Source organism: Pseudomonas sp. 05N432, from assembly GCF_056396945.1.
Genome location: NZ_JBFTMM010000009.1, coordinates 45,478 through 65,789, shown reverse-complemented (window position 1 = coordinate 65,789; position 20,312 = coordinate 45,478). Strand labels below are relative to the sequence as shown.

Sequence of the window (20,312 nt, the reverse complement as noted above, 5' to 3'; positions counted from 1 at the left end):
TCCCACAAGGTTCAGTGTGATCCCTGTGGGAGCGAGCCTGCTCGCGATGGCGATGTATCAGTCAACCAAAGATGTAATGACTCAACGCCGAACCTGCTTCAGGGTCTCGGCAATCAAGAACGCCAACTCCAGCGACTGATCGGCATTCATCCGTGGGTCGCAATGGGTGTGGTAACGGTCCGACAAACCATCTTCGGTAATCGGTCGTGCACCGCCGATGCATTCGGTGACGTTCTGCCCGGTCATCTCGATATGGATGCCACCGGCATAGGTGCCTTCCGCTTCGTGAACCTGGAAGAACTGCTTCACCTCGCCGAGGATCTGCGCAAAATCCCGGGTCTTGTAGCCACTGCTGGCCTTGATGGTGTTGCCGTGCATCGGGTCGCTGCTCCAGAGCACTTTCTTGCCTTCGCGTTCGACCGCACGAATCAGCTGCGGCAGATGGTCGCCGACCTTGTTTGCTCCCATCCGCGCGATCAGGTTCAGGCGGCCTGGATCGTTGTCGGGGTTGAGCACATCGATCAGGCGAATCAGCTCTTCGGTGTTCATGGACGGGCCGACCTTTACCCCGATCGGGTTGTTCACCCCGCGCAGGAACTCGACATGAGCGCCGTCGAGCTGACGCGTGCGATCGCCGATCCATAGCATGTGCGCCGAGCAATCGTAGTAATCGTTGGTCAGGCTGTCGCGGCGTACGAAGGCTTCTTCGTAGTTCAACAGCAGCGCTTCGTGGGCGGTGAAGAAACTGGTTTCGCGCAGTTGCGGCGAGCTGTCCATGCCGCAGGCGCGCATGAACGCCAGGGTTTCATCGATGCGGTCGGCCAGGTGGCTGTACTTTTCGGCCAGCGCCGAGTTGGCGATGAAGTCCAGGTTCCATTTATGCACTTGATGCAAGTCGGCAAAACCGCCCTGGGCAAACGCCCGCAGCAGGTTCAGGGTCGCGGTGGACTGGTGATAGGACTGCAACAGGCGATCCGGGTCGGGGACGCGGCTTTTTTCATCGAAACCGATACCGTTGACGATGTCGCCTCGGTAGGCCGGCAGGGTCACGCCGTTGATGGTTTCGTCATTGGACGAGCGCGGTTTCGCGAACTGCCCGGCCATACGCCCGACTTTTACCACCGGACAACCGGCGGCGAAGGTCATGACGATCGCCATTTGCAGCAGGACTTTGAAGGTGTCACGGATTTTTGCCGCCGAGAACTCGGCGAAGCTTTCCGCGCAATCGCCACCTTGCAGCAAAAACGCCCGGCCCTGAGTCACCTCGGCAAACTGACGGCGCAACTCCCGGGCCTCACCGGCAAACACCAATGGCGGATAACTGGCCAGGCTTTGCTCGACCTGTTGCAAATGCGCAGCGTCAGGGTAGTGGGGTTGTTGCTGGATCGGCAGGGCGCGCCAGCTGTCAGGGCTCCAGGGTTGGCTCATCATGGACTCTAATGTTTTACGATCGGACGTTTATGTTATCAGCAATTAGTGCGTGACCTGTTCCCGAAGCTTGGCGGACAATCGCGCCTTTGCCGCGCCAAGCGGAACGAATGATTGCGTTGCCGGGGATCAGCCCGACAACGACCAGGAGACGAAATGACTGAGGAGCGCGTCGAGCATCTGCTCGCCGAGGTGCACGATGAATTCGGCATGATCCGGGTGCTGGAAGTGGCGGATTACCGTTTTCTCGAATTTGGCGATGCCATCGAGCAGAGCTGCGTGTTCACTGCCGATCCGAGCTGGCTCGAGTACGACTACACCCGCGCGATGCTGATTGGTGCGCTGTGCCATGAGCAGCCGGAAAGCGCGCTGTTTCTCGGGCTGGGGGCGGGCACCCTGACTCAGGCGTGCCTGAAGTTCCTGCCGCTGGAAGACGTCGAAGCGATCGAGTTACGCCCGGACGTACCGCGCCTGGCCATCGAGTACCTGGGGCTGGACGACGATCCTCGTCTGTATATCCGCATCGGCGACGCCCTCGAGTTGCTTGAGACGGCGGAGTCGGCGGATCTGATTTTCGTCGACCTTTATACCGATGTCGGGCCGGGTGTCGGCCATTTGGCCTGGGGCTTCCTGGAAAACTGTCAAAAACGCCTGAATCCGGGCGGCTGGCTGGTGATCAATCAATGGGCGACCGATGACGGCAAGCCACTGGGTGCGGCATTACTGCGAGGGCTCTATCACCGGCATTATTGGGAGCTGCCGGTGAAAGAGGGCAACGTGATCCTGATCGTGCCAGCCGACCTTGACCAGGAACTGGACATGCAAGGATTGACCGCCCGCGCCGAAGCGCTGGCGCCGCGATTGGGTTATTCGTTGCAGCCGCTGATCAAGGCGATTCGCCCGGCGACCTGAGTCGTTTGTCAGATCGCCATCGCGAGCAGGCTCGCTCCCACAGTGTATTTTCGGTGTTCACAAAACCCTGTGGGAGCGAGCCTGCTCGCGATGCCTTTTTAACTGCCAACACATCCCTCAAAGCCCTTTGAACACGCCCGGGCGTTTCTCGATCAACGACCGCACGCCTTCCTTGGCGTCTTCACTGTTGAGCAACTTCTTCACCTGCGGTGGCAAAGCCAATGCCGCCGCTGTTTCTCCCTCCAGATGGGCCTGGCGCGCGGACTGCAAGGTTGCCTGAACCCCCAGCGGCGCCTGCCTGGCAATGCGTTCTGCCAGCTCAAGCGCACGAGGTAACAGGTCTTCGCTGGCCATCACCTCCTGCACCAGTCCCAGACGCAGCGCTTCGTGGGCATCGAATTCATCACCGGTCAGCAGCCAGCGCATGGCATTGCCCCAGCCGGCTATCTGATGCAGGCGCAAGGTTGCACCGCCAAAGGGGAAGATGCCGCGCTGCACTTCCATTTGCGCAAAGCGGGTGTTGCTCGCGCAGAGGTTGATATCGGCGGCCAACATCAGTTCGATGCCAATGGTCAGGCAATAACCCTGGGCCGCAACAATCACCGGTTTGCTGACCCTGGGGCCAACGAACACCCCCCACGGATCGCAACCGCCGGCCGGGGCTTGCCAGCCTTCGGCCAGTGCCGCACTGACGCTCACCAGGTCCAGCCCGGCGGTAAAGTGCTCGCCATGACCGAACACTAGTGCGACGCGGGCCTCGCTGTCGGCTTCGAACTCGCCATAGGCCAGGCTCAGCGCGTTGAGCAGATCGAGGTCAAATGCATTGCGCTTGGCCACACGGTCCAGCCCGATCAACAGGACATGACCGCGTCGTTCACGGGTGACACGACTGCAATCAGGTTGATTCATGGGGTATTTCCTCGGGCGGGGAAGGGGGGGCTCGGACCAAAGGTCACGGTCTGCAAGATGAACCGTTTAAGTGCCATGACCAATAGGGCCGGGCCTTTGAAAAATAGACCGTTGCACGATTATCCGCAAAGCCTGTGACACAACGGTGTATGCCGGGTTTTTCCGACAAATAAAGCTCCCTTTTTTGGTGAATTCCGGTATAGTGCGCGCCGGTCTTTAGCCAGGCCGCGTTTAGGTAGCGCAATTCCCCGAAGTCAGCTTCGGCTGCACGTCCGCACAGCGGACTCTTCCTTGACGAATCTTTTTCATTCATTCGTTTTCGCAAATCCCCGCCGACAAAGCAGCCAGGGCGACTCTTGAGTCTTACACGGCATGCGCAGCTTTGGAGCATGGGTCTTTGCGGATGCACTTAGAGGCAGACCCATGACCCAGGAAACCGGCGGCTTCGCCGCTTTTAACCTTAATCCGAATATTCTTGCAGCCGTCATCGCGACTGGCTACGAAGAGCCTTCGGCTATTCAGCAGCAATCGATCCCGATCATCATGGCCGGTCACGACATGATTGGTCAGGCGCAAACCGGTACGGGTAAAACCGCTGCGTTCGCCCTGCCGATCCTGCATCGCATCGATCCTGCTAAGCGCGAACCGCAAGCCCTGATCCTGGCGCCAACCCGTGAGTTGGCGCTGCAAGTAGCAACCGCTTTCGAAACCTACGCCAAGCAAATGCCGGGCGTTACCGTTGTGGCCGTTTACGGCGGCGCGCCTATGGGCCCGCAACTGAAAGCAATCCGTAATGGCGCACAGATTGTTGTCGCCACTCCGGGCCGTCTGTGCGACCACTTGCGTCGTGACGAAAAAGTATTGGCGACCGTGAACCACCTGGTTCTCGACGAAGCTGACGAAATGCTCAAGCTGGGCTTCATGGACGACCTGGAAGTTATCTTCAAGGCCTTGCCTGCAACCCGTCAGACCGTATTGTTCTCGGCTACCCTGCCGCAGTCGATCCGTGCCATCGCCGAGCGTCATCTGCGTGATCCGCAGCACGTGAAGATCCAGACCAAGACTCAGACCGTTACCGCGATCGAACAGGCTCACCTGTTGGTTCACGCTGACCAGAAGACCTCGGCTGTATTGAGCCTGCTGGAAGTTGAAGACTTCGACGCGCTGATCATGTTCGTTCGCACCAAGCAAGCGACCCTGGACCTGGCCAGTGCCCTGGAAGCCAAAGGCTACAAAGCCGCTGCGCTGAACGGTGACATTGCCCAGAACCAGCGTGAGCGCGTGATCGAGTCCCTCAAGGATGGCCGTCTGGACATCGTTGTGGCGACCGACGTTGCTGCTCGTGGTCTGGACGTTCCGCGTATCACTCACGTTTTCAACGTTGATATGCCGTACGATCCAGAGTCCTACGTTCACCGTATCGGCCGTACTGGCCGTGCCGGTCGCGAAGGTCGTGCACTGCTGCTGGTGACTCCACGTGAGCGCCGCATGCTGCAAGTGATCGAGCGTGTAACCGGTCAAAAGGTTGCTGAAGTTCGCCTGCCGGACGCTCAAGCCGTTCTCGATGCGCGCATCAAGAAACTGACCAACAGCCTGTCGCCGCTGGTGGCTGATGCCGAATCGACTCATGGTGATCTGCTGGATCGCCTGACTGCCGACATCGGTTGCACCCCGCGTGCACTGGCTGCTGCGCTGCTGCGCAAGGCTACCAACGCTCAGGCACTGACCCTGGCTGCCATCGAGAAAGAACGTCCACTGGTGCCGAACAATGCACCGCGTGGCGATCGTCCTGAGCGTACCGGTGATCGTCCGGACCGTGGTGACCGCGAGCGTCGTGCTCCGATCCCATTGGCCGAAGGTCGTGCTCGTTGCCGTACTGCGCTGGGTGCGCGTGATGGTATCGCTGCCAAGAACCTGCTGGGCGCCATCCTCAACGAAGGTGGTCTGGCTCGTGAAGCAATCGGTCGTATCCAGGTGCGCGACAGCTTCAGCCTGGTCGAGTTGCCGGAAGATGGTCTGGAGCGTCTGCTGACCAAACTGAAGGACACTCGCGTTGCCGGTAAGCAGCTGAAACTGCGTCGCTATCGCGAAGATTGATCCGCTTTCGGGCTGATTGATCGCACATAAAAAATCCCCGACTGGTTCGGGGATTTTTTTTGCCTGCAGTTTTGTGTCTGGCCTCTTGAACAGAGTCGCGCCCATCGCGAGCAGGCTCGCTCCCACAGGTGTCGTAGATCAAATGTGGGAGCGAGCCTGCTCGCGATAGGGGCGACGCGGTATATCGGTCAACCGAAACGATAGATGTCCATCCCCAGCGCACCCATGGTGAACCCCTGGTGGGCGATGCTGAATTCGCCGCCGGCGCCGCGAGCGAAGTACAGCGGCAGCAAATGCTCGTCGCTGGGATGGCTGCGCACGGCATTCGGGGCTTGCTGGCGATAATCGTGCAGGGCGACTTCATCGTTTGCGGCGAGCTTTTCAATCATCCAGTCGCGAAAGGCCTTGGCCCAGGGCTCGACGCTTTCCGGGCCGGCATGCCAGTCCAGCTCACGCAGGTTGTGGGTGATGCTGCCTGAACCAATCAACAGCACGCCTTGCTCGCGCAGACTGGACAGCGCGCGCCCGACGCGGGTTTGCAGGGCTGGGCCAAGACGACTCGGCAGCGACACCTGCACCACGGGAATGTCGGCTCGCGGATACATCAGAGACAGTGGCACCCAAACACCATGATCGAACGGACGCTGGTTATCGAGCTGTGCCGGCAAGCCATCAGCCTTGAGTAAATCGGCGACCTGCGCCGCGAGTTCCGGTTGGCCGGGTGCGGGGTATTGCACCGCGAACAGCGCAGCAGGGAATCCGCCGAAGTCGTGCCAGGTTTCCGGTTGCTCAGCGCTGCCGACGCGCAGGTCCTGGCTTTCCCAGTGTGCGGAAACGATCACGATGGCCTTGGGTTTTGGCAGTTCGCTGGCCAGACGTGCGAGCGCCGGGCCACTGGCACCGGGCTCCAGCGCCAGCATAGGTGAACCGTGAGAGATAAACAGGCTGGGGAACATGAATAAGGTCCTGAGCGTTAAGATGGGAGCATCTTCAGTCAGATCATTGATCTAAATCTAATATAAGTTTTAGGGCATATAGATCGAATTATCAGGGGGATTTATGCAGCCGGAGTTTTGGCAAAAACGTTGGGAGCTCAATCAGATCGGTTTCCATCAGTCAGAGGTTAATCCTTATTTGCAGCAATACTGGCCGCAATTGAATCTGACAAAGGGCTCGCAGGTGCTGGTGCCGCTCTGTGGGAAAAGTCTTGATCTCGTGTGGCTGGCAGGGCAGGGGCACCGAGTGCTGGGTGTCGAGTTATCAGAAAAAGCCGTGGAGGAATTTTTTCGTGAGCAGCAACTGACACCGCAGATCACCGAGCAGGGTGCGTTCAAGGTCTACCAGGCGGGCCCCCTGGCATTGTGGTGCGGAGATTTTTTCGGCCTGACCGCAGATGATGTGAGCAAGTGTGTGGCCGTCTATGATCGGGCGGCGCTGATTGCCTTGCCACCACCGATGCGCGAACAGTACGCCGCGCACCTGAGCCGGATTTTGCCGTCAGCCTGTGAAGGCTTGTTGATTACGATGGACTACGACCAGGCGCAGATGGACGGCCCCCCCTTTGCCGTGACGGATGAAAACGTGCAGGCGTTGCTGGGTGGTCGCTGGCGGCTTGATTTCTGTGAGGTGCGGGACATTCTGGGGGAGAGCTGGAAGTTCCTCCAGGCGGGCGTTACGCGCCTTGAAGAGCGGGTATATAGATTGATGGCTCGCTAAACCGCAATAAATCGGCATAAAAAAAAGGGGCGATCAGATCGCCCCTTTCGTATTACCGCAGAACCACTCAGCCGCGACGACGCAAGGCGTCGATCCGCTCTTCCAGTGGCGGGTGGCTCATGAACATGCGAGCGAACCCTTGCTTGATGCCACCGTTGATGCCGAAGGCATTCAGGGTGTCCGGCATGTGCACCGGCAGGCCCTGTTCCGAGCGCAAGCGCTGCAGGGCGCCAATCATGGCGCTGGTGCCGGCCAATTGGGCGCCGGCTGCGTCTGCACGGAATTCGCGTTTGCGCGAGAACCACATGACAATCGCGCTGGCCAGGAAACCGAGTACCAGTTCGGCGAAGATGGTCGCGACATAATAGGCAATGCCTTGGCCTTCTTCGTTTTTGAAGATCACCTTGTCGACGAAATTACCGATGATCCGAGCGAAGAACATCACGAAGGTGTTCACCACGCCCTGAATCAGTGCCAGCGTCACCATGTCGCCATTGGCCACGTGACCGATTTCGTGGGCCAGAACGGCTTTCACTTCATCGGGCGAGAAACGCTCGAGCAAGCCCTGGCTGACCGCGACCAGCGCGTCGTTCTTGTTCCAGCCGGTGGCGAAGGCGTTGGCCTCGTAGGCCGGGAAAATCCCGACTTCAGGCATCTTGATTCCGGCTTCGCGCGACAGCTGCTCGACGGTTTGCAGCAGCCATTGTTCATGGCGAGTGCGCGGCTGGCTGATGATTTGGGTGCTGGTGCTCATCTTCGCCATCCACTTGGAGATGAACAGCGAGAACAGCGAGCCGGCGAAACCAAAGACCGCACAGAATATCAGCAGCTGATTGAGGTTGAGATCAACCCCGTTGGCCGCCATGAACCCGTTGAAGCCGAAAAGGCTCAGGGTGATGCTGGCAATCAGCACGACCGCCAGGTTAGTGGCCAAAAACAGCAGGATGCGCATCATGGTTGTAGAAATCTCCTCGTGCTAAATATGTAGCGTACTGCGGGGTATATAAGGTGCCGCACCAGGCTATTCAACCGGGTGACTATTTCAAACTGTGTCCTACAGCTGGATTCTAGATGCTTGCAGGGCATTTCTGACGTCACCCGAAGAGATATTTGGCTGGATTTTGCTTTCACAAGTCCCGCCTCCATTGGGCATAACCGGCAGTCGCGTAAATCCGCCAGCACTCAAGGCACTGTCGCAGTCGAAGAATGGAGATATGTTGCTGAATTAATCGCCGAGGGCCTTTTTGAGGCCCCCGGCGTTATCGCGCTTACTGGCGATAGGACTTGAGGAAGTTGCCGATCCGACCGATAGCCATGTCCAGGTCGTCCACCCGTGGCAGGGTCACGACGCGGAAGTGGTCCGGCCATGGCCAGTTGAAGGCCGTGCCCTGGACCACCAGCAGTTTTTCCGAGAGCAGCAGGTCAAGGACGAACTTTTCATCGTTGTGGATCGGGCAGACTTTAGGGTCGATCCGCGGGAACGCGTAGAGCGCGCCCATCGGTTTGACACAGCTGACGCCCGGGATGTCGTTGAGCAGCTCCCAGGTACGGTTGCGCTGTTCAAGGAGGCGCCCTTGCGGCAGCAGCAGATCATTGATGCTCTGATAACCACCCAGTGCGGTCTGGATTGCATGCTGGCTTGGCACGTTGGCGCACAGGCGCATGTTGGCCAGTATGTCGATGCCTTCGATGTAGCTTTGGGCGTGATGCTTGGGACCGGAAATGGCGACCCAGCCGGAGCGGAAACCGGCAACCCGATAGGACTTGGACAGACCGTTGAAGGTCAGGCACAGCAGGTCCGGCGCCAGGGACGCGGTGCAGATGTGCACGGCATCGTCGTACAGAATCTTGTCGTAGATCTCGTCGGAGAACACCACCAGGTTGTGCTGGCGAGCCAGTTCCAGCATGCCCAGCAGGACTTCCTTGGAGTACACCGCACCCGTCGGGTTGTTCGGGTTGATGATGACCAACGCCTTGGTGTTCGGGGTGATCTTGGCCTTGATGTCGGCCAGGTCCGGCCACCAGTTGGCTTGCTCGTCGCACAGGTAGTGCACCGGATTACCGCCAGCCAGGCTGACTGCTGCAGTCCACAGCGGATAGTCGGGGGCAGGGACCAGCACTTCGTCGCCGTTATTGAGCAGGGCCTGCATCGACATCACGATCAGTTCGGAAACGCCGTTGCCCAGGTAGATGTCTTCGATGCCGACACCTTCTACCTGTTTCTGCTGGTAATACTGCATGACGGCCTTGCGCGCACTGAACAGACCTTTGGAGTCGCTGTAGCCTTGGGCGGTCGGCAGATTGCGGATCACGTCCTGGAGGATTTCATCGGGCGCTTCGAAACCAAAAGGCGCCGGGTTGCCAATGTTCAGCTTGAGGATGCGATGGCCTTCCTCTTCCAGGCGTTTGGCGTGCTTGAGCACTGGGCCGCGAATGTCGTAGCAGACGTTGGCGAGCTTGTTCGATTTGCTGACCTGCATGGCGATGTGTTCCCGAAAATGAACGATCCAGACGCTGTTTGAACTACCGTACTGGGAATCCTGAGTTCTCACACTGGTCCGGTGCCTGGGGTCACCGCACCAAAATGTTTGAATGCGGGTAACGCGGCTGCCAGACTGGCATTTAACGAGGCGCAATCATACGTGCCGCCTGATCCGTGGAAAAGGTACAGATCAGGCTTTTTCAGATGCAGAGGTATGACAATGGAAAAGTTGGAAAAAACCCTGGATGAATGGCGTGCGATGCTCGACCCGGAGCAGTACAACGTTTGCCGTCTGAAGGGCACCGAGCGGCCGTTCTCGGGTAAGTACAATGGCACCAAAACCGAGGGTGTCTATCACTGCATCTGCTGCAACGAGCCGTTGTTCGACTCAAAAGCCAAGTTCGATTCAGGCTGTGGCTGGCCGAGTTTCTATCAGCCGATCGGCGAGAGCGCCATGGTCGAGATTCGCGATATCAGCCACGGCATGATTCGTACCGAAGTGGTCTGCGCCAAGTGCGACGCGCACCTGGGGCATGTATTCCCGGACGGCCCGCCACCGACCGGTTTGCGTTACTGCATCAACTCGGTGTGCCTGGACCTGGTGCCGCTCGAATGATGTGAGTCCTGACCTGCGGCAGCTCTTTGTCGGCAGGTTATTGATTTATTAAATTGCACACAATCCAATCGCTCGCTATGTTTAAGCCTTCCTCATCTTCCACCGGAGCATGCGCGATGACCGAGAACCTGCTGAGTATTCCCTGCACCACTATCAAGGGTGAGCAAAAGACCCTGGCCGATTACGCCGGCAAAGCGGTATTGGTGGTCAACACCGCCAGTAAGTGCGGCTTTACCCCGCAGTACAAAGGATTGGAGGAGTTATGGCGGACCTACAAGGATCGAGGTCTGGTGGTGCTCGGTTTTCCATGCAACCAGTTCGGTAAACAGGAGCCGGGCAATGAAGGGGCGATTTCCGAGTTCTGCGAGCTGAACTTCGGCGTGAGTTTTCCACTGTTCAAAAAGATTGAGGTCAATGGTAGCAACGCCCACCCGCTGTTTGTTCAGCTGAAAAAACGTGCGCCCGGTCTACTGGGTTCCCAAGGCATCAAGTGGAATTTCACCAAGTTTCTGATCGGCCAGGATGGCAAGCTGGTCAAACGTTTCGGGCCGGCGACCAAACCACAGGACCTGACCCGCGAGATTGAAGCCCTGCTCAAATGAACGATGTGTCGGCCGATTCGCTGCTGCTCGACAGTCAGCTCTGCTTCAAACTGTACGCCGCGTCCCGAGCAGTGATCCGCGGCTATAAACCAATGCTCGATCAACTGGGCCTGACGTATCCGCAATATCTGGTGATGCTGGTGCTATGGGAATGGCAGCAAAGTGCGCCCGAGCAGCCAACCGTCAAAGCCCTTGGCGAGCGATTGTCGCTGGATTCCGGGACGCTGACGCCGTTACTCAAGCGACTTGAGCAGTTACACCTGGTCCAGCGCCAACGCTCGGCGCGCGATGAGCGAGAAGTACACTTGAGCCTGTCGCCGGCCGGGGTTGCCCTGCGCGAACAGGTCGGGCCGCTCAAGGCGCGCCTGTTGTGCGACAGCGGTGTCGATCTTGAGCGCTTGGGCGAATTGCACGACGGTCTTGATCAACTGCTGGGGCAGATCAGGGCGCTATCGTAGCCGGTACCCACTGCTCAAGCAGGGCGACCAGTTCCTCGCGACGGAACGGTTTCGCCAGATAATCGCTCATGCCTGCCGCGCGGCAGCGTTCGCGCTCCTCGGGCATGGCGTTGGCGGTCAGGGCAACGATCGGCAGATCCGGCCAGCGTCCACTGTGACGGATCTGCCGGCTGGCTTCATAGCCGTCCATCACCGGCATGTTGCAGTCCATCAGCACCATATCAAACTGCTTGAGCTCCAGCTGGTCGAGCGCTTCGGCGCCGTGGGAGGCGACAACCACCTTGCAGCCCAACTTGCTGAGCATGCCTTTGGCCACGAGCTGATTGACCGGGTTGTCTTCCACCAGAAGGATTCTCGCCCGCCGCTGGGGCATGAGGCTTGACTCTTGAGCATCGGTGACGAGGGCGACTTCGTCGGCCTGTAAAGTGCGTCGTAGTGTCTGGTAGAGCGCGTTGCGGGCCAATGGGCGGGCTTGTTGTTGCAGGGGGGCGAGGGCCGCCGCTTCTTCACTGGGCATGAAACTGCCATAGGCAGTCACCAGCAGAATCGGCGCGGTCATGCCCGGACGTAATCCGAACAGGCATTCCGGGCAGTCGGTGATCAGCACATCGGGCGATAGCCCGATCAAGGAGTCGTCGATGGTGCGCTGCTGGTATTCCAGCCCCCAACCGGGCAACAGATTACCTAACAGTTCGGACAGACCGCTGCTGGCGGCGGTGATCGCCAATACCTTGCCTTGCAGGGAGGCGGGAACTATTGCCGGCGTGTGGGCCGGCAACGGCAGATCAGCGCAGAACTGGCTGCCGAAACCAGGCTCCGAGCTGATACCGAGTCGGCCCTGCATGGCTTCGCACAGGTTGAAGGTCAGGGCCAGCCCCAGCCCGGTACCACCGAACTGACGAGAGATGCCGGCACCTGCCTGGGTAAACGGCTGGAAAATTTTCAGCTGATCATCCTGCGCGATGCCGATACCGGTGTCGCAGACTTCGATTCTGACACCGTCTTCGTGGGTGCTCAGGCGCACGTCCACCCGTCCAAAACGGGTAAATTTAAGGGCGTTGGAGAGCAGGTTGCTGACAATCTGTCGCACTCGCATCGGGTCGCCAAGTACCTGCGAGGGGAACTGCGGATCAATCAGGCATGTCAGTTCGACGCTGGGCGCGGCGTTCTGTGACAGCAGGTTGGCGGTGTCCTCGATCAGTGAGCCGAGGTCGAACGGAATACGCTCCAGCTCAAGCTGGCCAGCGTCGAACTTCGACAGGTCGAGAATATCGTTGAGCAGCTCAACGAGCACTTTGCCGGAGTCGTGGGCAATCGACAGTTGCTGACGTTGTTCGGCATTCAGCGGGCTGTCCAGCGAGAGGGCGATCATCCCCAGCAAACCATTGAGTGGCGTACGGATTTCATGGCTCATGTTGGCCAGAAACACAGAGCGCGCCTGGGCCATGTCCAGAGCGGTCTGGCGCGCGATTTCCAGTTCTTCGTTCGATACCGTCAATCGGCTATTGATCGCTTTCAGTTCACCGGTACGCGCCGAGACAATATTTTCCAGTTGCCCCAGGTAGTCGGTCAGGCGGTTTTCGGCATTGCGGCGTTGCTGGATTTCAGTGGTCATGCTTTCGAATTGCTGGTTGGCCACCGTGACAAGAACGCCGATCTCATCGTTTTCGTGCGCTACCGGACACTCCAGCGGTGGCTGTTCCGAACTGCTCGGGTCACGTGCGCTGAGTTCGCGGATCACCCGCACCAGCGGTTTGGTGAGCATCACGTAGAACAGCGCCAGCAAAATCCCGGTCAGTATCAGGCTGCGGATAAAACCGTTGATCAGAGTGACTTCGGCCCGGCGCAGAAAGCGGCTGCCAAACGTGTAGGTGTCAATGTCCAGTTGCAAGGTGCCGAGGGACTCATCGGGCAGATGGTCGAGGAACAGGCGATCCTTGAACTGTCGATTGGCGCCGAACAGAAAGTCGCTGATCACCCGATAGCCGCCGTTTTGCGGGTCTGGGCGTTTTACGCTGGCGAGGATCGTATTGTTGTTATCGCTCAGTTGCGCACTGATGACCGCAGGCGAGCGCAGCAGGCCGAGGGTCAGTTCCTGGGCCAGTTCGGCATCGATGTTGTAGGCGATCCGCGAAGCCGGGTTATGACTGATTTCCAGCAGCGAGTGTATTTCCCGGTTGATGGAGGCGTCTTCGCTGGCATAATCGATGCCTATTTGCGCCAGACTGAGCAGGGTTCCCAGAATGAAACCGACCAGCACCGTAAGCCTGGCTTGCTTGTAAGACAGGCGGTTGGTGAACTTGATATCCATGGTGTGCTGAACCACTTTCGTTTCCCTTCTGGGCGAAGCATAGCCGATCATCAGTGGATTTCGGCATGACTGACGGGTGAGCCATTATCGCGATAATCCCGGCATTACGCGCAACGTTTGGTTTTCTTTCCCCATCATTACTGTGAACGAGCCTGAGGAGAAGTCGTGGATTCCCGATTGAATGCATTTCTTGAGCGCGCCGATGCGGTTCTGGCTCGTATCGAGCCGTTACTGCCCGCGCAGCGCACGGCTATCGACTGGACGCAGTGCCTGGCGGCACGCTGGCAGCGCGAGGGTCGCAGCGGATTTCTGTTGCCGCTTGAGGTCAGCCTGGACATGCGTCTGTCCGACCTGATCGGGGTCGACAAGCAATTGGAACAGTTGGGGCGAAACACCCGGCAGTTTCTCGACGGCATGCCTGCCAACCACGCGCTGCTCTGGGGTTCGCGCGGTACCGGTAAATCGTCGCTGGTGCGGGCCTTGCTGGCCGAGCACGCCAAGGGCGGTTTGCGTCTGATCGAGATCGAGCGCGATCACCTGGCGGACCTGCCACGCGTCGTCGAGCAAATCGCCAAGCTGCCTCAGCGCTTTGTGCTGTTTTGCGATGATCTGTCGTTCGAGGCCGGCGAGGGCGATTACCGGGTGCTCAAAAGCGTGCTCGATGGCTCGCTGGAACAGGCACCGGATAACGTACTGCTGTATGCCACCTCCAACCGTCGCCACCTGGTTCCGGAAAAAGAAAGCGATAACGAAAACTGGAAAAGGGTCGACGGCGAGCTTCATCCCAACGAGGCGGTCGAAGACAAGATCGCGCTGTCGGATCGATTTGGCCTGTGGCTGTCGTTTTATCCTTTTACCCAAGAGCACTTCCTCAATGTGGTCGAGCATTGGGTGGGAGCGTTGGCGGGCAAGGCCGGCCTTGAGTGGAAGCGTGATGAAGAACTCGAGATTCTTGCGGTTCGCTGGGCTACCGGACGCGGTAATCGCAACGGCCGTTGCGCGTATCAATTTGCCCGGTATTGGGTCGGACTGAAGTTGTTGGAGCACAAGGCATGATCGATTTGCAAAAGAGCGGCGCAGGACTTGAGGGCTATGGCCTGCTCTGCGCGCAGTTGGAGTCGCTGCTGGCGGATGAGCGCGACTTTATCGCCAACGCCGCGCAGTTTTCGGCGTTCTTGTTCAATCAGCTCGATGACCTGAATTGGGCCGGGTTTTACCTCAATCGCAACGAGGAACTGGTGCTCGGACCGTTCCAGGGACAAATCGCCTGCGTGCGCATTCCGTTCGGTCGTGGCGTTTGCGGCGCAGCGGCGGCGACCCTTCAGACTCAACGGGTTGAAGATGTGCATGCGTTCGCCGGGCATATTGCCTGCGACAGTGCCTCGAACAGTGAACTGGTGGTGCCGCTGGTCAAGGACGGCCGGTTGATTGGCGTGTTGGATCTGGACAGTCCTTTGCTGGCGCGTTTCACCGTTGATGATCAGGCCGGCATTGAGCGGTTGGCGGGGATTTTCCTGCGTTTGACCGAATGCTGATCAAACCCGTAGCCGCTGCCGAAGGCGGCTGCTACGGGTTGCTTCAGGGGAGGTTTTACACGCCGGTGTGCTGATGGATCTGTCGTTGTAGCGCCTGTTCCAACTCGAGCATGGCGTGCTCTATGCCTTTGCAGCGGGCCTCGAGCTGGTCCGGACAGAAGTTCTCATGACATACGCGCTCAAGCGCTTCGCAACGGTCGATAAGCCTTGAGGCCTGAACAATACGGGCCGCCCCTTTGATTTTGTGCGCCATATCGATGAAGGCTTGCGGCCCGCTTGCAGGCGGCAGCGCGAGGAGTTCCTGGCGGTCGAGGCGATTGCTGTTGAACAGTTCGGCGAGCAAGCGCTGAACCAGTTGTGGATCGCCGCCGGTGAGTAACTGCAAGCCGTCCAGGTGAAAGGCTTGATCCTCGATGATCGGCTTGAGTGCTTCCAGTCGTTGGCCCAACGTGGTCAGGCTGATGGGTTTGAACAGGCAATCGTTCATGCCAGCCTGTCGGCATCGGTGTTTTTCCTCCGGTTGAGCATTGGCGGTGAAGCCAAGCACCGTGCAGGGCGGGCGCTGCTCATCGTGTTCGATCTGGCGGATGGCACGGGTGAGCTCGTAGCCGTTCATCAGCGGCATATTGCAGTCTGCAATCACCAGGTCGAAATGGCCCGCTTTCCATGCCTGGAAACCTGCCTCACCGTTGTTGGCCGTGACGGATCGATGCCCCAGAAAACCGAGTTGCTGGCACATGAGCAATCGATTCGCGGGGTGGTCGTCGACCACCAGCACGTCCAGGGTGACCGAGGCGTTCGCGATGACCGGTTGCGGGGTGTCCAGCACCACGGCGTCTGGCAGCGCGGCCATCGGTAATGAAATCCGGACCTGAGTGCCGACCCCAGGCGTACTGCTCAGTTGCACGCAGCCGCCCATCATTTCGCACAGGTTGCGACTGATCACCAATCCCAATCCTGCACCGCTTCTGGCCAAATGCCCGGTGTTATCGGCCTGGGTGAAAGGCTCGAACAAGCGTCGCTGGTCGTCTTCGCTGATGCCGATTCCGCTGTCATTGACCCACAACTCCATCAGGAGATGGTCGGGCTCCGGGGCTGGTTGCAGATTGACCTTGATCCTCACCTGGCCGTGCTCGGTAAACTTGATGGCATTACTGATCAGGTTGGACAGTATCTGTTTGAAGCGCAGGGGGTCTATCAATACATCTGGCTGTTCAGCGCTGGTGGGGAACTCCAGCACCAGGCCGAGATTTTTTTGCCGGGCCAGTCCATCGAAGACCCGCACGACCGATTCAATCGTCTCGCCAAGGTTCACCCGCTCTGGGGCCAGGCTTAAATGGCCAGACTCGATTCGGGCGATATCGAGTATGTCGCCAATCAACGCCAGCATGTCCTTGGCTGAGCTATGGGCCACTTCGATGGCCGGCCGATCCAGGTGGCCCTGATCGGCCCGTTTCAATGTCAGTTCAAGCATGCCGATCACTGCATTCATCGGTGTGCGAATTTCATGACTCATGGTGGCCAGGAAGGTGCTCTTGGCGCGATTGGCCTTGTCCGCCTGTTCCTTGGCTGACCTGAGTTCATCAAAAAGCTGCCGTCGTTCGCTGATGTCGATCCAGCCTCCGATGATCCCCTGGACTTCACCCGTCGAGTCTCGATAGGGAAGAATCCAGTGATAGATCGTCAGCCTTTTCCGGCCAATGTGCAGGGGGCGGTCGAGAATCAACGGGACACCTTCAGCCACCACTCGCTGGTAATCGGCCAGGTATTCCCTCGCCTCGAACTCGTTGCTCATGGGGCCCTGCATGAGGCTTTTGCCAATCACATCCTCGCGTTTGGCACAAAAGGCTTCCAGATAGCTGTCGTTACAACTTTGCAGCAGTCCTTCACGGTCCCGTACGTAAATGGGGTGAGGCGTACCGTTGACCAGCGTGCGCATGAATTCGAACTGGTCGTTGAGTGCGCGCTCTGCTCTCTGGCGTTGCTTGATCTGCCTGCGCATGTGGGCATTCCAGGCCAGCGAAATCAGTAACAAAAGACCGCTGCCAATGACCAGTTGATAGAACAGGCGATGGTAGTTACGCCAGGTGCTATTGGCGGTTCCCGTGTAGCCGCGCCAGCGGCTGTTGATTATTCCCAGTTCGTCCGGCGCAATGCTGAGCAGGGCTTTGTCGAGGATGGAGTGCAGTTCCGTAGCACCGCGCGCGGTTGCCAGTGAAAACGCGGCTTGCTGCGTTCCGACGGTCGCGCTGATTTGCAATGCGTCCTCGAATACTTGCGATGAAATGAAGTAGTTGGCAATCACCAATGAGTTGACTGCGCCCTCGACCTGACCTTTGGCGAGTAACTCCACCGCGCTGAAACTGTCAGGTGTTTCAACCAGCTGGATCGTCGGGTAGGCACGGTGCAGGTAGTCGAGGAGCGGATTGCCTTGAGTGATGGCCAGGCTCTTTCCATTCAATTGCTCAAGACTGATTGGGCTGGAAGTGCTCTTTCGGGTCAGTAGTACAAATGAATTTTCCAGGTAGGGACGGGTGAAGCTCAGTTGCGCCTCGCGCTCGGCGCTGGGAATCATCGCGGCGATCAGGTCGGCCTGGTTCCCTTTGACCTGGCTGATCATCTCGCTGTCACTTTGGCTGCGGTGAATCTCGAAGCGTAAACCGGTTCGAAGCCTGATCAGTTCGAGCAAGTCGGCGGCGATTCCCCGAAAGCTCTCGTCGGCGTCAAAGAATGTCAGTGGGGCGAAGGTATCGTTGACGACCACGCGAACGACAGGGTGCTGCGCAAGCCAGCGTTCCTCGCGGTTGGTCAGTTGCAGTTTGTGGTCGGTCAGAAGGATGTCGCTGCCCGCGCTCCAGCGTTTGGCAATATTTTCCCGCTCGCCCGCAGGCACTTCCTTGAGTACTGCGTTGATGATTGCCAGCAGGTCTGGATTGTCCTTGCTGACTGCGAAGCTGAAACCATAGGCCTCATGTTTGCCGAAGTTGGCCATCCGTACATTTTTCAGATAGCCCTTGTTGATCATGAAATGGGTGGAAATGGTATCGCCAAGGAATACGTCTGCCTGGTCGAAGGCGACGGCATTGATCGCATTCTGGTAGGACGGGTAAGAGGTGATGATGGCCTTGGGATATTGCGCCTTTACCTCTTCCAGCGGCAGATAGTGATAGACCATGCTTAATCGCATGTCGGCGAGACCCTCGGTCAATGATCGGCTTTCGGCGTTCCGGGTGACCAGAACCGGTTGATCTATGGCGTAGGGGGCAGACAGTACGATGCTGGAACGTCGTCCTTCAAAGCTATTGGCCGTTCCGAGCAGGTCGACATCGCCGTTTTCGAGTGCTTCGATGGCGGCCTCTCGGGAGAGGTAACGACGGACCTTGATCGGCAGGCCCAGGGATTGTGCAAGAACCCCTGCGTAATCAGCGGTGAAACCCTCATAGTCGTGACCGCTGATCGTTAAATCGAAAGGAGGGTAGTCAGGCGCTGAGGTCCCCAGGATCAGTTCACGCTTGTTTTGCAGCCACAACCGTTGTGATTTATCCAGTTGAACGTCCATGTAGCCTGCCGTTGAGCGACTGAGCAGTGCGTAATTTCCGACTCCGCTGTCTGCTCCTGACACAGAGGTGCTCAGACATAAACCTGCACTCAAATACAATAAATAGTCCTTTAAACACCTGGGCATCCTGTCTCTCACACTAGCGCGTTACGTTTTGCCATCTCGATAAGTTCTACCAGGGATTTGGCCTTGAGTTTTTGCATGAGTCTTTTTTTGTAGGTGCTGACGGTCTTGTTGCTGAGGAACATGCCCTTGGCGATTTCCTTGTTGGTACGACCCTGGGCGAACAGTTGCAGGACCATCAGTTCGCGATCGTTGACGGACTTGAACAAGTCCAGTTCAGCGCAGAGTGCTTCATCCCCGCGAACCGGGTTCAAGGCCTGGCTGGGGAAGTAGTTGTAACCAGACAGCACGGCTTTGATGGCACTGAGCAGTTCGCTGAGATCCTCTTGCTTGCAGACATAACCAGAGGCCCCGGACTGCATGCAGCGGATGGCGAACAGTGTTGGGCTCTGGGCCGTCAACACCAGTGTTTTCAGTGGGGTGCTCATTGCATTGAAGCGGGAGAGAACTTCCAGTCCGTCGAGTTTGGGAATGCTGATGTCAAGAATGATCAGGTCGGGCATGCATTCGCGAACCATCTGCATCGCATCGACGCCGTTGTCGGCTTCACCGACTACTTTGTAACCTTCATGTTCCAGCAACATACGAACCGCAAGGCGAATGACGGGGTGATCGTCAACAATAAAAACCGAGTTCATAATCATGTCCCATACGTGCGCAAATAAAGCGAGCACCTTAGCTCAGATAAGTGCGTTGACGCATGAACTGACGAGGCTATAGGTGCAATATAGGACATGTCCTACATTAAAAGAGGCAGCAGACTACGCATGAACTAGGTTTGTGAGGAAGGACGAGAATATTAGCCAGTCATGTAGGTGCGTTTATTCAGGGTCGATATGTGTTTTTACAATACACGCCAAATCACTGTTTTCCGATGCGTAATGGTGCCGAGGTTTTTTTGTTTGTCGTGAGGTGTCTGAGGGGATATTAATGGTGTTTATTTATAAAGGGTCGGGAAGGGTCAACAAGTTTATAAATTCAGATTGTTTCAGTGGCTTTGCCAAGTAACCAAGTAATGGCAGTCGTTGCTCGTGTGCATTTTTTTCCAAGGTGTCCAGTTCGGTTGGGTCAAGGCTGCTCAGGATGATTGCCTTTCGTATCAGGCCCTGGTGGTTGGCAATACCGATCAAATCAAGGCCGGAGAGGTCTGGCAGGCATTGATCGCACAGTAGTATTTCGTAGGGGCGCTGTACTTGTATCATCGTTTGTAATGCATTTTCGGCATTATCTACGGCGGTGACCTGAGTAAAGCCGTAACTTTCAAGCAGGTATTGGGTGGCTTTCAGCTGAAAAGGATGGTCCTCCACCAGCATGATGCGCAAATCGTAGTTGAACATATAGCTTTCCATGAGGGTGGCCGAACTGCGGTGGGTGTCAGAAACAATTTTGTTGGTTTAGTCAGTACTGTCTTGTTTGCCGTTGCTGGAGTTCTATCGGTTGTAGGGCCCCCAATCCTGCTGTTCAGGATAGAGTGATTATTTTGTGTGTATATAGAGCAAACGATCAGTTTGCTCTATATAAGATGTAGGGAGATTCTCCCGGTACTACAAAATGTTGGGGGATG

Annotated in this window: 17 protein-coding genes; 8 read left to right on the top strand and 9 right to left on the bottom strand. The window is 57.6% G+C overall.

The genetic code is table 11. The features are described 5' to 3' along the window. Positions 1-81: 81 nt before the first annotated feature. Positions 82-1,428 (bottom strand): class II 3-deoxy-7-phosphoheptulonate synthase, encoded by a 1,347-nt coding sequence (locus tag AC1DHT_RS11555; protein ID WP_103315665.1) that lies wholly within the window; start codon positions 1,426-1,428, stop codon positions 82-84. A 156-nt stretch (positions 1,429-1,584) separates the two neighbouring features. On the opposite strand from AC1DHT_RS11555, the gene AC1DHT_RS11550 reads away from it, so the two are divergent. After that, positions 1,585-2,340, top strand: coding sequence for a spermidine synthase (locus AC1DHT_RS11550; RefSeq protein WP_427543522.1), 756 nt, complete (start codon positions 1,585-1,587; stop codon positions 2,338-2,340). Between the two features lie 117 nt (positions 2,341-2,457). On the opposite strand, the gene AC1DHT_RS11545 is transcribed toward AC1DHT_RS11550, so the two are convergent. After that, entirely contained in the window at positions 2,458-3,249 is a 792-nt protein-coding gene (locus AC1DHT_RS11545; RefSeq protein ID WP_427543525.1) for a crotonase/enoyl-CoA hydratase family protein, read from the bottom strand. A gap of 423 nt (positions 3,250-3,672) precedes the next feature. On the opposite strand from AC1DHT_RS11545, the gene AC1DHT_RS11540 reads away from it, so the two are divergent. Continuing rightward, positions 3,673-5,346 carry a DEAD/DEAH box helicase gene (locus tag AC1DHT_RS11540; protein WP_054596358.1) on the top strand — a complete coding sequence of 558 codons (1,674 nt, stop codon included), beginning with the start codon at positions 3,673-3,675 and terminating at the stop codon, positions 5,344-5,346. A 188-nt stretch (positions 5,347-5,534) separates the two neighbouring features. Here AC1DHT_RS11540 and AC1DHT_RS11535 read toward each other — a convergent pair whose 3' ends face one another. After that, positions 5,535-6,302, bottom strand: coding sequence for a DODA-type extradiol aromatic ring-opening family dioxygenase (locus tag AC1DHT_RS11535; protein WP_427543529.1), 768 nt, complete (start codon positions 6,300-6,302; stop codon positions 5,535-5,537). A gap of 103 nt (positions 6,303-6,405) precedes the next feature. Between AC1DHT_RS11535 and AC1DHT_RS11530 the strand changes: the two genes are divergently transcribed. Further along, positions 6,406-7,062: a thiopurine S-methyltransferase gene (locus AC1DHT_RS11530; protein ID WP_427543532.1), complete on the top strand. Its 657-nt coding sequence runs from the start codon at positions 6,406-6,408 to the stop codon at positions 7,060-7,062. A gap of 67 nt (positions 7,063-7,129) precedes the next feature. On the opposite strand, the gene htpX is transcribed toward AC1DHT_RS11530, so the two are convergent. Further along, complete coding sequence (htpX, locus tag AC1DHT_RS11525; protein WP_427532814.1) at positions 7,130-8,017, bottom strand: protease HtpX; 888 nt, start codon at positions 8,015-8,017, stop codon at positions 7,130-7,132. A 313-nt stretch (positions 8,018-8,330) separates the two neighbouring features. After that, complete coding sequence (locus tag AC1DHT_RS11520) at positions 8,331-9,542, bottom strand: pyridoxal phosphate-dependent aminotransferase (protein ID WP_427543538.1); 1,212 nt, start codon at positions 9,540-9,542, stop codon at positions 8,331-8,333. Positions 9,543-9,764: 222 nt separating this feature from the next. On the opposite strand from AC1DHT_RS11520, the gene msrB reads away from it, so the two are divergent. The 3 genes from msrB to AC1DHT_RS11505 all read left to right on the top strand — a co-directional run bounded on the left by msrB (position 9,765) and on the right by AC1DHT_RS11505 (position 11,220). Beyond that, a complete protein-coding gene (msrB, locus tag AC1DHT_RS11515) occupies positions 9,765-10,160 on the top strand; it encodes a peptide-methionine (R)-S-oxide reductase MsrB (protein ID WP_427543541.1) in 396 nt (131 codons plus the stop codon). 116 nt (positions 10,161-10,276) lie between these two features. Continuing rightward, positions 10,277-10,762, top strand: a complete 486-nt coding sequence (locus AC1DHT_RS11510) for a glutathione peroxidase (protein ID WP_427543544.1) — start codon at positions 10,277-10,279, stop codon at positions 10,760-10,762. Then, positions 10,759-11,220: a MarR family winged helix-turn-helix transcriptional regulator gene (locus AC1DHT_RS11505; RefSeq protein ID WP_427543547.1), complete on the top strand. Its 462-nt coding sequence runs from the start codon at positions 10,759-10,761 to the stop codon at positions 11,218-11,220. The genes AC1DHT_RS11510 and AC1DHT_RS11505 overlap by 4 nt, the downstream gene beginning before the upstream one ends. On the opposite strand, the gene AC1DHT_RS11500 is transcribed toward AC1DHT_RS11505, so the two are convergent. Then, a complete protein-coding gene (locus AC1DHT_RS11500; protein ID WP_427543550.1) occupies positions 11,204-13,531 on the bottom strand; it encodes a hybrid sensor histidine kinase/response regulator in 2,328 nt (775 codons plus the stop codon). The genes AC1DHT_RS11505 and AC1DHT_RS11500 overlap by 17 nt on opposite strands. Positions 13,532-13,696: 165 nt before the next feature. Here AC1DHT_RS11500 and AC1DHT_RS11495 point away from each other — a divergent pair, with 165 nt between their 5' ends. Further along, on the top strand, positions 13,697-14,587 hold the full coding sequence (locus AC1DHT_RS11495; protein ID WP_054596366.1) for an ATP-binding protein: 891 nt from the start codon (positions 13,697-13,699) through the stop codon (positions 14,585-14,587). After that, the gene (locus AC1DHT_RS11490) at positions 14,584-15,066 is read left to right on the top strand and encodes a GAF domain-containing protein (protein ID WP_427532806.1); all 483 of its coding nucleotides are present in this window, start codon (positions 14,584-14,586) and stop codon (positions 15,064-15,066) included. The genes AC1DHT_RS11495 and AC1DHT_RS11490 overlap by 4 nt, the downstream gene beginning before the upstream one ends. 55 nt (positions 15,067-15,121) lie before the next feature. Here the strand turns inward: AC1DHT_RS11490 and AC1DHT_RS11485 are convergent, their stop codons facing one another. From AC1DHT_RS11485 to AC1DHT_RS11475, 3 genes are all read right to left on the bottom strand, one after another. Next, a complete protein-coding gene (locus AC1DHT_RS11485; RefSeq protein WP_427543553.1) occupies positions 15,122-18,751 on the bottom strand; it encodes a transporter substrate-binding domain-containing protein in 3,630 nt (1,209 codons plus the stop codon). Between the two features lie 8 nt (positions 18,752-18,759). Next, the gene (locus AC1DHT_RS11480) at positions 18,760-19,386 is read right to left on the bottom strand and encodes a response regulator transcription factor (protein ID WP_019692902.1); all 627 of its coding nucleotides are present in this window, start codon (positions 19,384-19,386) and stop codon (positions 18,760-18,762) included. A 303-nt stretch (positions 19,387-19,689) separates the two neighbouring features. After that, entirely contained in the window at positions 19,690-20,085 is a 396-nt protein-coding gene (locus tag AC1DHT_RS11475; protein WP_427543556.1) for a response regulator, read from the bottom strand. Positions 20,086-20,312: the final 227 nt, after the last annotated feature.

What these genes read in the sequence shown, in the direction of transcription:
- AC1DHT_RS11555 (WP_103315665.1), bottom strand. Translation starts at nt 1,428, where the DNA reads ATGAGCCAACCCTGGAGCCCTGACAGCTGGCGCGCCCTGCCGATCCAG.
- AC1DHT_RS11550 (WP_427543522.1), top strand. Translation starts at nt 1,585, where the DNA reads ATGACTGAGGAGCGCGTCGAGCATCTGCTCGCCGAGGTGCACGATGAA.
- AC1DHT_RS11545 (WP_427543525.1), bottom strand. Translation starts at nt 3,249, where the DNA reads ATGAATCAACCTGATTGCAGTCGTGTCACCCGTGAACGACGCGGTCAT.
- AC1DHT_RS11540 (WP_054596358.1), top strand. Translation starts at nt 3,673, where the DNA reads ATGACCCAGGAAACCGGCGGCTTCGCCGCTTTTAACCTTAATCCGAAT.
- AC1DHT_RS11535 (WP_427543529.1), bottom strand. Translation starts at nt 6,302, where the DNA reads ATGTTCCCCAGCCTGTTTATCTCTCACGGTTCACCTATGCTGGCGCTG.
- AC1DHT_RS11530 (WP_427543532.1), top strand. Translation starts at nt 6,406, where the DNA reads ATGCAGCCGGAGTTTTGGCAAAAACGTTGGGAGCTCAATCAGATCGGT.
- htpX (WP_427532814.1), bottom strand. Translation starts at nt 8,017, where the DNA reads ATGATGCGCATCCTGCTGTTTTTGGCCACTAACCTGGCGGTCGTGCTG.
- AC1DHT_RS11520 (WP_427543538.1), bottom strand. Translation starts at nt 9,542, where the DNA reads ATGCAGGTCAGCAAATCGAACAAGCTCGCCAACGTCTGCTACGACATT.
- msrB (WP_427543541.1), top strand. Translation starts at nt 9,765, where the DNA reads ATGGAAAAGTTGGAAAAAACCCTGGATGAATGGCGTGCGATGCTCGAC.
- AC1DHT_RS11510 (WP_427543544.1), top strand. Translation starts at nt 10,277, where the DNA reads ATGACCGAGAACCTGCTGAGTATTCCCTGCACCACTATCAAGGGTGAG.
- AC1DHT_RS11505 (WP_427543547.1), top strand. Translation starts at nt 10,759, where the DNA reads ATGAACGATGTGTCGGCCGATTCGCTGCTGCTCGACAGTCAGCTCTGC.
- AC1DHT_RS11500 (WP_427543550.1), bottom strand. Translation starts at nt 13,531, where the DNA reads ATGGATATCAAGTTCACCAACCGCCTGTCTTACAAGCAAGCCAGGCTT.
- AC1DHT_RS11490 (WP_427532806.1), top strand. Translation starts at nt 14,584, where the DNA reads ATGATCGATTTGCAAAAGAGCGGCGCAGGACTTGAGGGCTATGGCCTG.
- AC1DHT_RS11485 (WP_427543553.1), bottom strand. Translation starts at nt 18,751, where the DNA reads ATGCCCAGGTGTTTAAAGGACTATTTATTGTATTTGAGTGCAGGTTTA.
- AC1DHT_RS11480 (WP_019692902.1), bottom strand. Translation starts at nt 19,386, where the DNA reads ATGAACTCGGTTTTTATTGTTGACGATCACCCCGTCATTCGCCTTGCG.
- AC1DHT_RS11475 (WP_427543556.1), bottom strand. Translation starts at nt 20,085, where the DNA reads ATGTTCAACTACGATTTGCGCATCATGCTGGTGGAGGACCATCCTTTT.